We start from the raw sequence: 12,302 nt of genomic DNA, 5'->3' as shown, positions 1-12,302 counted from the left end.
AAAGTGAGAATCCATGTGGGAGCGGGCTTGCTCGCGAAAGCGCTGGGTCAGTCGGCACATTAGGTGACTGATACACCGCTTTCGCGAGCAAGCCCGCTCCCACATTTAGATTGCGGTGGTTTTGGGGAGGCATGTCATTCATCGGTCTTGCGCACGGGCGGCAGGGTGAAGCCCGATACCGAGCGGCGCAACTGGCTGGCCATTTTGGCCAGGTTGCCAATGCTCTCGGCGGTGGCCGTGGAGCCCGATGAGGTCTGGCTGGTGATCTGCTGGATCACGTTCATGGTCAGGGAGATCTGCCCCGCCGACGAGGTTTGCTGCTGCGCGGCGTTGGAGATGCTCTGGATCAGCGCGGCCAGGGTCTTGGACACCCCCTCGATTTCTTCCAGGGCCACCCCGGCGTCCTGGGCCAGGCGCGCGCCACGTACCACTTCGGTGGTGGTCTGCTCCATGGAGATCACCGCTTCGTTGGTGTCGGTCTGGATCGCCCGCACCAGGTTCTCGATCTGCCGGGTAGCCGCCGACGAGCGCTCGGCCAGGCGTTGCACTTCATCGGCCACCACCGCAAACCCGCGCCCGGCGTCACCGGCCATGCTCGCCTGGATCGCGGCGTTGAGGGCGAGGATGTTGGTCTGCTCGGCGATGTCGTCGATCAGGCTGACGATATCGCCGATTTCCTGGGACGACTCGCCCAGGCGCTTGATGCGCTTGGCGGTGTCCTGGATCTGCTCGCGAATGTTGTCCATGCCGTGGATGGTGTTGTGCACCACCTCGTTGCCCTTGTTGGCGATCTCCACCGAGCGCTCGGCCACCGCCGAAGACTCGGCGGCGTTGGCCGATACCTGGTCGATGGATTGGGCCATCTGGTTGATCGCCGTCGAGGCTTCGGCAATCTGCTGGGCCTGGTGTTCCGAGGCCTGGGCCAGGTGCATGGCGGTGGCCTGGGTTTCCTGCACGGCGCCGGCCACTTCACCGGCGGTGAGGTTGATGGTCGCCACCAGGTCGCGCAACTGGTCCACCGAATAGTTGATGGAGTCGGCGATGGTGCCGGTGAAGTCTTCGGTCACCGAGGCGGTCACGGTGAGGTCGCCGTCAGCCAGGTCTTCGATTTCGTCGAGCAGGCGCATGATCGCGTTCTGGTTGCGTTCGTTTTTCTCGGCGGTTTCGCGCAGCTGGCGATTGGTCTCGCGCACCATCACCAGGCCAATCAGGATGATTGACGCCAGCGCCAGCAAGCCCAGGACATAGCCGCCGATGGTGTCGAGGGTGCGCCCGCCGGCCAGGTTTTCAAAACCTGTGGCCAGGTGCGAGGCTTCATCGAGCAGGGTTTGCGACAGGCTGAAGATGTTGCTTGCCGAGGCGCGCACCTGGAACAGTTGCGGCGAGGTTTCGAGGATTTCATCCACGGAGCCGGAGACAAACTCGAACAGCTCGGCAATCTCCGCCAGGCGCGCACGGGCGTCCGGGTCCTGCACTTCGCTGATCTTCAGGCCTGCGCTGCCCTGGAGCATGCCGGCCAGGACCTGGCCAAAGCGGTTGGCATCGCGGCCAAAGGCGTCGGCGGCCTTGACCGCCGTGTCATCCCCCGCCAGCACGGTGTTGACCGCCCCCAGGATGCGCTCGGCCAGCAGCGACTGGCGCTGGGCCACGGCCACCTGGCTGGCGGGCGCGCCGCGCTGCAGCAGGATCTCGACGACCTTTTCCGACTCCAACTGCAATTGCGGCACGGTTTCGGCCAGGGTCGCCGCCACTTGATGCAGGGACAGCACCGTCTGCTCGCTGGCCAGGATCACGTCGGTGTTCTTGAGCAAGGCTTCCCAGTCATGCTGCACGGCGCGCATTTCGCTGCGCACGGCGCTGGGCGCAGCGGGCAGGCCGGTGGCCGGGTCGCCTTTTTTCAGGTAGCTCCAGCGCTGGGCAAAATCATTGCGCGCCTCGCTCAACAGCTTGAACGCGGCGGCCTTGCCGGCTGCGGCCTCGGTGGCGTTCTTGGCAATGCGCTGGGACAGCACGCGCAGCTCGCCGGCGTGGCCGATGTACTGCTTGTCGTAGGTGGACTGGGTGTTGAGGTACGCGAAGTTGGCGAACAGCAACATGATGAAGATGATCAGCGCGATAAACAGCACGATGATCTGCGAGCGGCTACGGGAGGCTTCCTGCGGTTTGACGGGCGTGGCGGTGCTCATGCGGCAACATCCAGAAAGCCCGGGGCCTGGGCCAGGGCGAAGGGGCTGAAGACCTGCCACAGCGGGTCGCCGCTGAACTGGCCTTGGATAAACGCGGCGCTGGCCGCGGGCACGCTGGCCGATACCGGGCGCAGCTGGTCCTGGGCGAAGTGCTGCAGGCCGACCACCTCATCCACCAGCAGGCCGACGAAGGTGTCTTCGTGTTCGATCACCAGCACCCGGCGCTGCTTGCGCGCCGTCGACAGCTCATAGCCGAAAAACCCGCACAGGTTGATCACCGGCAGCAAGCGCCCGCGCAGGTTGGCCACGCCCCTGACCCAGGGCTTGACCCCGGGCATCAGGGTGCAGCGCGGTTCATGCAGTACCTCGGCGACTTCGCCCATGGGCGCCACATACCAATGCCCGCCCAGGCGAAAGCCAATGCCGCTCCAGCTGTGCGAGCGGGTTTCCTGGGACGGCAAATCAGCGGCCAACAGGCGGCAACGGCGGTCGATGTCCAGCAGCAGCTCAAAGGCGGTTTGCGACTCGGTCATGGGAACGTGCCGTCAGGACTTGAGCACCGAGTTCAGCACTTCGATCAGCTTGTCTTCTTCCACCGGCTTGGTCAGGTACGCCTTGGCGCCCTGGCGTGCGCCCCAGATCTTGTCGGTTTCCTGGTCCTTGGTGGTGACGATGATGATCGGGATACCGTTGGTTTCCGGCTCCTTGGACAACTGGCGCGTGGCCTGGAAGCCATTGAGGCCGGGCATGACGATATCCATCAGGACGGCGTCGGGTTTTTCCTGGCGGGCCAGGGCCACGCCATCGGCGCCATTCTCGGCCTTGAGGACTTGGTGGCCGTGCTTTTCCAGCATGCCGGTCAGTTTGTACATTTCAGTCGGCGAATCGTCGACGATCAGAACGCGTGCCATGGTTTTCCCCACTACATTGGTTGACGCAAGCCCAGGGGGCTGGGTCAATGTGCTTGTTCTACTGCGGCGAAACCCGGCACATAGGCCTTGATCGCACTGAGCAGTTCTTCCTTGCTGAAAGGCTTGGTCAAAAATTGATCGACGCCGACGATGCGCCCCTTGGCCTTGTCGAACAGGCCGTCCCTGGACGACAGCATGATCACCGGGATGGCCTTGAACGCCGGGTTGTTCTTGACCAGGGCGCAGGTCTGATAGCCATCCAGGCGCGGCATCATGATGTCGACAAAGATAATGTGCGGGTGATGGTCAACGATCCTGGCCAGGGCATCAAAACCGTCGATGGCCGTGATGACTTCGCACCCCACGTTCTTCAACAGCGTTTCAGCGGTGCGGCGAATCGTTTTCGAGTCGTCGATCACCATCACTTTCAAGGCGTTGGAATGCTGTTCCATATCTGCTCTACCATCGCCACAGCGAATCGGGTTTCGGTGTGTACTGCCGGATGCTGCCTGGGACGAGCGCCAAAACCCTTGCCATGCAAGGGCCGACACGCCATGGCAGTCTTTTTAGCACAGACTGGGGAGGCAATCTATCGGCCGACCGGCAAGGTGGTTTTTCCTTGACCCACAACAGCCGCAGCGCCACTCTGACGCCACTTTTATGCGCCCTTATTTGCTAGAGGAATTCCCCATGAGCGTTCGCGTCGGCATTGTCATGGACCCTATCGCCAGCATCTCCTATAAAAAGGATAGCTCGCTGGCCATGCTGCTGGCCGCCCAGGCCCGCGGCTGGACCCTGTTCTATATGGAACAGCGCGACCTTTACCAGGGCGATGGCGAGGCGCGGGCGCGGATGCGCCCCTTGCAGGTGTTCGCCAACCCTGAGAAATGGTTTGAGCTGCAAGACGAGATCGACAGCCCCCTGAGCGACCTGGACGTGATCCTGATGCGCAAGGATCCGCCGTTCGACATGGAGTTCGTCTACTCCACCTACTTGTTGGAGCAGGCCGAGCGCGCCGGCGTGCTGATCGTCAACAAGCCGCAGAGCCTGCGCGACTGCAACGAAAAACTGTTCGCCACCCTGTTCCCACAGTGCACGCCGCCGACCGTGGTCAGCCGCCGCGCCGATGTGCTGCGTGAATTTGCCGCCAAGCATGGCGATGTGATCCTCAAGCCGCTGGATGGCATGGGCGGCACCTCGATCTTCCGTCACCGCGCGGGCGACCCGAACCTGTCGGTGATCCTTGAGACCCTGACCGCCCTGGGCACCCAGCAGATCATGGGCCAGGCCTACCTGCCGGCAATCAAGGACGGCGACAAGCGCATCCTGATGATCGACGGCGAGCCGGTGGATTATTGCCTGGCGCGTATCCCGGCGGCCGGCGAGACCCGTGGCAACCTCGCGGCCGGTGGTCGTGGCGAAGCCCGCCCGCTGAGCGACAAGGACCGCTGGATCGCCGCCCAGGTTGGCCCGACCCTGCGGGAAAAGGGCCTGCTGTTTGTAGGCCTTGACGTAATTGGCGAGCACCTGACCGAAATCAACGTGACCAGTCCCACCTGTATCCGCGAAATAGACAACGCGTTCGGCACCAATATCGGCGAAATGCTCATGGCGGCAATTGCCGACAAGCTACAAGCCAAGTGACATAGAACAGCCAGATGTAAACCAACATTGCGCTATCATGCGCCACCCGTGAGACGCGCGATGTTGGTTTTCCTGTTATGACGCTTCCGTCCGACCTGCCCCCCGAACTCAGCCACAGCGGCGTACGCCCGGCTGATCGGCTCGGATTTACCCTGTTCCTGGCAGCGCTGATTCATTTGGCGTTGATCCTCGGCCTGGGCTTCACGTTCGTCGAACCCCAGCAAATCAGCAAAACCCTGGAAATCACCCTCGCCACCTTCAAAAGTGAGAAAAAGCCCGAGAAGGCTGACTTTCTGGCGCAGGACAACCAGCAGGGCAGCGGCACCCTGGATAAAAAGGCAGTGCCCAAGACCACCGAAGTGGCGCCCTTCCAGGACAACAAGATCAATAAGGTCACCCCGCCTCCAGCGGCCAAGCCCGAGGTCAAGCAGGCCGCGCCCAAGGCCGCCGTCGCCACCATTGCGCCAAAACCCCAGAAGGCCGTGACCCAGCGCGAAGCCGTGAAGACCGAGCCTGTGCCGAGCAAGCCCGCACCGACATTCGACAGCTCGCAACTTTCCAGCGAAATCTCCAGCCTGGAGGCCGAACTGGCCAACGAACAACAGTTGTATGCCAAGCGCCCGCGCATCTATCGGCTCAATGCCGCCTCTACCATGCGCGACAAAGGCGCCTGGTATAAGGACGAATGGCGCAAGAAGGTCGAGCGCATCGGCAACCTGAACTACCCGGACGAGGCCCGGCGCCAGCAGATCTACGGCAACCTGCGCCTGCTCGTATCAATCAACCGCGACGGTTCCTTATATGAAGTGCTGGTGCTGGAGTCGTCCGGCCAGCCATTACTGGACCAGGCGGCACAACGCATCGTGCGCCTGGCCGCACCGTTCGCCCCGTTTACCGGCGACCTGAACGATATCGACCGCCTGGAAATCATCCGCACCTGGCGCTTTGCCAAGGGCGACCGGCTTTCCAGCAATTGACTACCCCAAGCTCGCTCCTACACGGGCAAAAAATCCGCTAACCGTATTCCTACACATCCCCAGCTTGTCAGTTCGCCCCTCCAACGCCACACTAGCGGACATGAAAAATGTCAGCCCGACTTACCTCAAGCACCAATTCCTGATCGCCATGCCCCATATGGCCGACCCGAACTTTGCGCACACCTTGACCTATATCGTCGAGCACACGGCCAATGGCGCCATGGGGCTGGTGGTCAACCGACCGCAAGACCTGAACCTGGCGGATATCCTTGAGCAACTGCGCCCGGAGATCGATCCACCCGCCAGTTGCCAGGCGGTGCCGATCTACTTCGGTGGCCCGGTGCAGACTGACCGCGGCTTCGTGCTGCATCCCAGCGGCCCGACGTTCCAGGCAACCGTCGACCTGGAGGGCGTGTCGTTGTCCACCTCCCAGGACGTGCTGTTTGCCATCGCTGATGGCGCCGGCCCGCAGCAGAGCCTGATCACCCTGGGTTACGCGGGCTGGGAAGCCGGGCAACTGGAAGAAGAGCTGGCCAACAATGCCTGGCTGACCTGCCCCTTCGATGCCGACATTCTGTTCAACACCGCCAGCGAACTGCGCCTGAATGCCGCGGCCAAGCAGTTGGGGGTCAACCTCAACCTGCTGACCAGCCAGGTGGGGCACGCCTGATGGCCTTGCGACTGATCCTCGGGTTTGACTATGGCACCAAGCAGATTGGCGTGGCCGTGGGCCAGGTCATTACCGGCCAGGCCCGCGAGCTGTGTACCTTGAAGGCGCAGAACGGCATACCGGACTGGAATCAGGTCGAAGCCCTGATCAAGGAATGGAAACCCGACGCCGTGGTGGTCGGCCTGCCGCTGAACATGGACGGCACCCCCAGCGACATGTGCCTGCGCGCCGAAAAGTTCGCCCGCCGCCTCAACGGCCGCTACAACCTGCCCTTCTATACCCACGATGAACGCCTGACGACCTTCGAGGCCAAGGGTGAGCGTCGCGACCGTGGCGGGCAGAAAGGCAGCTACCGCGACAACCCGGTCGACGCCATTGCCGCCGCCTTGCTGCTGCAGGGTTGGCTGGATGAAAACACCGCTTTATTTGAATCCTGACTGACGCGGCTTGCCGCGTCTTCTTACGTTTGAGCCCGGACTTTGCCAGCGTCACGCTGCCCAAGCCCTTGAAGGAGCCACCATGAGCCTGCCCAATCCCGCCGAACTGATCCGTCAGATGGCGACGAGCCTCACGACCCACCTGCAACACCGCGCCATCAGCGAGCCGCGTTTCATCGGTATCCGTACCGGTGGCGTGTGGGTCGCCCAGGCGTTGCTGCAAGAGCTGGGCAGTGATGCGCCCCTGGGCACCCTGGATGTGTCCTTCTACCGCGATGACTTCAGCCAGAACGGCCTGCACCCGCAAGTGCGCCCGTCAGCGCTGCCCTTTGAAATCGAAGGCCAGCACCTGGTACTGATCGATGACGTGCTGATGAGCGGGCGCACCATCCGCGCCGCCATGAACGAGCTGTTCGACTACGGCCGCCCGGCCAGCATCACCCTGGTCTGCCTGCTCGACCTCGAGGCTGGCGAACTGCCGATCAGCCCGGATGTGGTGGGTGCGACCCTGTCGCTTTCGGCCCAGCAGCGGGTAAAATTGTCCGGTCCCACGCCGCTCGAACTCGAACTGCAAGACCTCGCCCTTTAAACCGCCTTGTAAAGAGTCCCCGCGATGACGCCTCTAGATGCCAAGCGCCCGCTGCAGCTCAACGCTCAGGGCCAGCTGCAACACTTCCTGTCCCTCGACGGCCTGCCCCGCGAATTGCTCACCGAAATCCTCGACACTGCCGACTCGTTCCTTGAAGTCGGCGGCCGGGCGGTGAAGAAAGTCCCGCTGCTGCGCGGCAAAACCATTTGCAACGTGTTCTTCGAGAACTCGACGCGCACCCGCACCACCTTCGAACTGGCGGCCCAGCGCCTGTCAGCCGACGTGATCACCCTGAACGTCTCCACCTCGTCGGCGAGCAAGGGCGAAACCCTGCTCGACACCCTGCGCAACCTGGAGGCCATGGCGGCCGACATGTTCGTGGTGCGTCATGGCGACTCGGGCGCGGCGCACTTTATCGCCGAGCACGTGTGCCCACAGGTGGCGATCATCAACGGTGGCGATGGCCGCCACGCCCACCCGACCCAGGGCATGCTCGACATGCTCACCATCCGTCGGCACAAGGGCGGCTTTGAAAACCTCTCGGTGGCCATCGTCGGCGATATCCTGCACTCGCGGGTGGCACGCTCGAACATGCTGGCCCTGAAAACCCTGGGCTGCCCGGATATCCGCGTGATTGCGCCGAAAACCCTGCTGCCGGTAGGCATCGAGCAATACGGGGTGAAGGTCTACACCGACATGGCCGAAGGCCTGAAGGATGTCGACGTGGTGATCATGCTGCGCCTGCAACGCGAGCGCATGGCCGGTGGCCTGCTGCCCAGCGAAGGCGAGTTCTACCGCCTGTTCGGCCTGACCACCGCACGCCTGGCCGGCGCCAAGCCGGATGCCATTGTTATGCACCCAGGCCCGATCAACCGGGGGGTGGAGATTGAGTCGGCGGTGGCCGACGGTCCGCACTCGGTGATTCTCAACCAGGTCACCTACGGCATCGCGGTGCGCATGGCCGTGCTGTCCATGGCCATGAGCGGGCAAACTGCCCAACGTCAATTCGAGCAGGAGAACGCCCAGTGAAGCTCAGCATTCTCGGCGCCCGAGTCATCGATCCGGCCAGCGGCCTGGATCAAGTCACTGATCTGCACCTGGAAGCCGGCAAGATCATCGCCATCGGCGCCGCCCCCAGTGGTTTCAGCCCGGTTCAGAGCATCGATGCCAAAGGCCTGGTGGCCGCGCCCGGCCTGGTAGACCTGAACGTGGCCCTGCGCGAGCCGGGCTACAGCCGCAAAGGCAGCATCGCCAGCGAAACCCGCGCCGCCGCTGCAGGCGGTGTCACCAGCCTGTGCTGCCCGCCGCAGACCAAGCCGGTGCTGGACACCTCGGCCGTGGCCGAGCTGATCCTCGACCGCGCCCGCGAGGCCGGCAATTGCAAAGTGTTCCCCATCGGCGCCCTGAGCAAAGGCCTGGATGGCGAGCAACTGGCCGAGCTGATTGCCCTGCGCGACGCGGGTTGCGTGGCCTTCGGCAACGGCCTGGAGAGTTTCCGCAGCACCCGCACCCTGTGCCGTGCCCTGGAGTACGCGGCCACCTTCGACCTGACGGTGATCTTCCACTCCCAGGACCACGACCTGGCCGAAGGCGGCCTGGCCCACGAAGGCCCCACCGCCAGTTTCCTCGGCCTGGCAGGCATCCCGGAAACCGCAGAAACCGTGGCCCTGGCCCGTGATCTGCTGCTGGTGGAACAAAGCGGCGTGCGCGCGCACTTCAGCCAACTGACCAGCGCCCGCGGCGTAGCCTTGATTGCCCAGGCCCAGGCCCGTGGCCTGCCGGTGACCGCCGATGTGGCGCTGTACCAGTTGATCCTGACCGATGAGGCGTTGATCGACTTCTCCAGCCTGTACCACGTGCAACCGCCACTGCGCACCCGCGCCGACCGTGACGGTTTGCGTGCGGCGGTGAAGTCCGGGGTGGTTTCGGCGATCTCCAGCCACCACCAGCCCCACGAACGGGATGCCAAGCTGGCACCGTTTGGCGCGACAGAGCCTGGGATCAGTAGCGTCGAGCTGCTGCTGCCACTGGCAATGACCCTGGTGGAAGATGGGTTGCTGGACTTGCCAACGTTGCTGGCACGCCTGAGCTCAGGCCCGGCGCAAGCGCTGCGCCTGCCGGCGGGCAAGCTGGCGGTGGGTGCGGCGGCGGACCTGGTGCTGTTTGACCCGGCCAGTTCTACTGTCGCCGGCGAGCAGTGGCTGTCCCGCGGTGAAAACTGCCCGTTCATCGGCCATAGCTTGCCGGCGACTGTGCGCTACACCCTGGTGGATGGACGGATCAGCTACCAGGCTTGATCCAGAACTGAAGCGGGCACAGTCAAATGTAGGAGCGGGCTTGCTCGCGAAAGCGGTGTATCAGTTAACAAATAGGTCGACTGATACACCGCTTTCGCGAGCAAGCCCGCTCCCACAATTAGATCCTCACAAGGCTGGAGATGATCAGCGACCGCCCAACCGCTCGGCATTGCGGATCGAAACCTGCGTATTCAACGTCCAGAAGTCATACAGCACGCCAATCAGGAACAAGCCGCCGGTCACCAGGTACAACAGGCCGGTGAGCCATTTGCCCTGATACATGCGGTGCAAGCCAAATACCCCAAGAAACGCCAACAGAATCCACGCCACGTTGTATTCAATCGGCCCGGCGGTAAAACGCAGGTCGGCTTCACGGTCCATTGCCGGGATCAGAAACAGGTCGATCAACCAGCCAATCCCCAGCAAACCAAAGGTGAAGAACCAGATCGTCCCGGTCACCGGCTTGCCGTAGTAGAAGCGGTGTGCCCCGGTAAAACCGAAGATCCAGAGCAGATAACCGATCATCTTGCTGTGAGTGTCCTGTTGCGAAACATCCTGTCGATAGGTGTTCATGAATGACCTCTTTTGCCTCGATAGATAAATATTTCTGGTTTCTTTGTGACTTTTTTACAGGCACCCGACGTACGGCAAATGCTATCGTCGCTTCCCTCAAAGCCTTATGCCGCCTGACTTGTGTAGGACAATTGCGACAGTTCGTCGCGGTTTTCCTGATTTTGACGTCAAGGTTCAGTCGACAAACGGCCTGAGAAAGACACTAAAAGCTGTTATAAAGTTGCGCGCAAACCAACAAGAGCCTGCCTTATGCGACCATTTTTAAAGACATGGCTAACCATTTGCCTATTGATGCCACTGGCCGCCCACGCCACCAATCGTGAGCAACGACTTCCGAACGTTAATGGTTTCACCCCTAAAGTTCACGCCACTACCAGCTCCGCCAAATCGGTAAAGCTCAGCGTCAAGCGCCCGGCTCAACTGAGCAAGGCCAACGTTAAAGCAGTTCCCGGCCTGGTCGCGAGCAATAACCAGCAAAGCAGCAAAGTCTTGAGCCGTGCGGTCAACGTGCTCGGTACCCCTTATCGTTGGGGCGGCAGCAGCCCAAGTAAAGGCTTTGATTGCAGTGGTTTGGTGAAATACGCCTTCAATGATGTAGCTGCGGTGGACTTGCCACGCACCTCCAATGCCATGGCCAGCGGCCACGGGCAGAAGGTTGATCGCAAGGATTTGAAGCCCGGCGACCTGTTGTTCTTCAAGCTCAAGAGCCGCCAGGTCAACCATGTAGCCATTTACCTGGGCAACGACCGTTTTATCCACGCACCACGCCGTGGCAAGTCGGTCAGTATCGACACCCTGAAAAAACCGTTCTGGAACAAGAACTACGTGATTGCCAAGCGCGTGCTGCCCAAAGAGCAGAACAACCTGCGGATTGTGCAGCGCTGACAGTAAATGCACATGTGAATGCTGGCTTGTGTGGGAGCTGGCTTGCCTGCATCCCAGGCAAGCCAGCTCCCACATCCTATATATCTGCTGGCACCCGCGCCTGCCCCCGCGCCTCTTCGCGACTAATCAGCCCCTGACCGACCAACACCTTCAAGCTCATATCCAACGTTTTCATCCCCAACGCCCCACCTGTCTGGATCGCCGAGTACAACTGCGCCACCTTGTCCTCGCGGATCAGGTTACGGACCGCCGGCGTGCCGAGCATGATTTCATGGGCCGCCACGCGCCCGCCGCCGACTTTGCTCAATAACACCTGGCTCACCACCGCCTGCAGCGACTCCGAGAGCATCGAGCGGACCATGGCCTTTTCCCCAACCGGGAACACATCCACCAGCCGGTCCACCGTCTTTGCCGCCGAACTGGTGTGCAGGGTGCCGAACACCAGGTGCCCGGTTTCAGCCGCTGTCAGGGCCAGGCGGATGGTTTCCAGGTCGCGCAACTCCCCCACCAGGATTACATCCGGGTCTTCGCGCAACGCCGAACGCAGGGCCATCGAGAAACTGTGGGTGTCGCGATGCACCTGGCGCTGGCTGATCAACGCCTTGCGCGGTTCGTGGACAAACTCGATGGGATCCTCAAGGGTCAGGATGTGCTGCTGGCGGGTGTTGTTGAGGTAATCGACCATCGCTGCCAGGGTGGTGGACTTGCCCGAGCCCGTGGTACCTGTCACCAGCACCAGCCCCCTGGGCAGCTCGGCGATGCGCCGGAATACATCGCCAAGCCCCAAGGCTTCCAGGCTTTGGACCCGCGAGGGGATCGCGCGAAACACCGCGCCCATCCCCCGGTGCTGGCGGAACACATTGGCGCGAAAGCGCGCGACACCCGGCACTTCAAAAGAAAAATCCGTTTCAAGAGATGTTTCGAAATCCTTTTGTTGGTGTTTATTGAGGATCGGGCTGAGCAGGTCGGCCAGTTGGGCAGCACTCAGCACCGGCCAATCCAGCGGCAGAACCTCACCATCAACGCGCACCCTCGGCGCCAGCCCTGCCGACAGATGCAGGTCGGAGGCGCCCCGGCTGACACTTGCGGCCAGCAGTTCAGTGATGTCCATAGGGCTATCCATTTCCAGTAGA

Annotated in this window: 14 protein-coding genes; 8 read left to right on the top strand and 6 right to left on the bottom strand. The window is 62.1% G+C overall.

The genetic code is table 11. From position 1 onward, the window contains the following. Positions 1 to 134 precede the first annotated feature (134 nt). From HBO12_RS11280 to pilG, 4 genes are read right to left on the bottom strand one after another with little or no spacing between them, the layout of a single operon-like run. A complete protein-coding gene (locus HBO12_RS11280) occupies positions 135 to 2,186 on the bottom strand; it encodes a methyl-accepting chemotaxis protein (RefSeq protein ID WP_169953563.1) in 2,052 nt (683 codons plus the stop codon). Continuing rightward, on the bottom strand, positions 2,183 to 2,719 hold the full coding sequence (locus HBO12_RS11275; protein WP_169953562.1) for a chemotaxis protein CheW: 537 nt from the start codon (positions 2,717 to 2,719) through the stop codon (positions 2,183 to 2,185). Before HBO12_RS11275 ends, HBO12_RS11280 begins: the two co-directional genes overlap by 4 nt. A gap of 12 nt (positions 2,720 to 2,731) precedes the next feature. Continuing rightward, positions 2,732 to 3,097, bottom strand: coding sequence for a twitching motility response regulator PilH (gene pilH, locus HBO12_RS11270; protein ID WP_169953561.1), 366 nt, complete (start codon positions 3,095 to 3,097; stop codon positions 2,732 to 2,734). 44 nt (positions 3,098 to 3,141) lie between these two features. Further along, on the bottom strand, positions 3,142 to 3,549 hold the full coding sequence (pilG, locus tag HBO12_RS11265) for a twitching motility response regulator PilG (RefSeq protein WP_032858786.1): 408 nt from the start codon (positions 3,547 to 3,549) through the stop codon (positions 3,142 to 3,144). Positions 3,550 to 3,787: 238 nt separating this feature from the next. On the opposite strand from pilG, the gene gshB reads away from it, so the two are divergent. From gshB to HBO12_RS11230, 7 genes are all read left to right on the top strand, one after another. Beyond that, entirely contained in the window at positions 3,788 to 4,741 is a 954-nt protein-coding gene (gene gshB, locus HBO12_RS11260; RefSeq protein ID WP_029300457.1) for a glutathione synthase, read from the top strand. A gap of 77 nt (positions 4,742 to 4,818) precedes the next feature. Further along, positions 4,819 to 5,718: an energy transducer TonB gene (locus HBO12_RS11255; RefSeq protein WP_169953560.1), complete on the top strand. Its 900-nt coding sequence runs from the start codon at positions 4,819 to 4,821 to the stop codon at positions 5,716 to 5,718. A 100-nt stretch (positions 5,719 to 5,818) separates the two neighbouring features. Beyond that, a complete protein-coding gene (locus HBO12_RS11250) occupies positions 5,819 to 6,388 on the top strand; it encodes a YqgE/AlgH family protein (protein WP_170042156.1) in 570 nt (189 codons plus the stop codon). Continuing rightward, entirely contained in the window at positions 6,388 to 6,825 is a 438-nt protein-coding gene (gene ruvX / locus HBO12_RS11245) for a Holliday junction resolvase RuvX (protein WP_005792259.1), read from the top strand. Before HBO12_RS11250 ends, ruvX begins: the two co-directional genes overlap by 1 nt. An 82-nt stretch (positions 6,826 to 6,907) precedes the next feature. Beyond that, entirely contained in the window at positions 6,908 to 7,414 is a 507-nt protein-coding gene (gene pyrR, locus HBO12_RS11240; protein WP_169953558.1) for a bifunctional pyr operon transcriptional regulator/uracil phosphoribosyltransferase PyrR, read from the top strand. Positions 7,415 to 7,438: 24 nt separating this feature from the next. After that, complete coding sequence (locus tag HBO12_RS11235) at positions 7,439 to 8,443, top strand: aspartate carbamoyltransferase catalytic subunit (RefSeq protein ID WP_038444135.1); 1,005 nt, start codon at positions 7,439 to 7,441, stop codon at positions 8,441 to 8,443. Beyond that, positions 8,440 to 9,711 (top strand): dihydroorotase, encoded by a 1,272-nt coding sequence (locus tag HBO12_RS11230; RefSeq protein ID WP_169953557.1) that lies wholly within the window; start codon positions 8,440 to 8,442, stop codon positions 9,709 to 9,711. Before HBO12_RS11235 ends, HBO12_RS11230 begins: the two co-directional genes overlap by 4 nt. Positions 9,712 to 9,855: 144 nt before the next feature. On the opposite strand, the gene HBO12_RS11225 is transcribed toward HBO12_RS11230, so the two are convergent. Then, positions 9,856 to 10,284: an NINE protein gene (locus tag HBO12_RS11225; RefSeq protein WP_170042155.1), complete on the bottom strand. Its 429-nt coding sequence runs from the start codon at positions 10,282 to 10,284 to the stop codon at positions 9,856 to 9,858. A 249-nt stretch (positions 10,285 to 10,533) separates the two neighbouring features. On the opposite strand from HBO12_RS11225, the gene HBO12_RS11220 reads away from it, so the two are divergent. Continuing rightward, positions 10,534 to 11,169: a C40 family peptidase gene (locus HBO12_RS11220; protein WP_170042154.1), complete on the top strand. Its 636-nt coding sequence runs from the start codon at positions 10,534 to 10,536 to the stop codon at positions 11,167 to 11,169. Between the two features lie 76 nt (positions 11,170 to 11,245). Here HBO12_RS11220 and HBO12_RS11215 read toward each other — a convergent pair whose 3' ends face one another. Beyond that, entirely contained in the window at positions 11,246 to 12,280 is a 1,035-nt protein-coding gene (locus HBO12_RS11215) for a type IV pilus twitching motility protein PilT (RefSeq protein ID WP_170042153.1), read from the bottom strand. Positions 12,281 to 12,302: the final 22 nt, after the last annotated feature.

The sequence above is a fragment of the Pseudomonas sp. WS 5059 genome, assembly GCF_012985525.1.
In the GTDB taxonomy this organism is placed as follows: domain Bacteria; phylum Pseudomonadota; class Gammaproteobacteria; order Pseudomonadales; family Pseudomonadaceae; genus Aquipseudomonas.
This window is presented reverse-complemented; position numbering and strand designations above follow the sequence as displayed.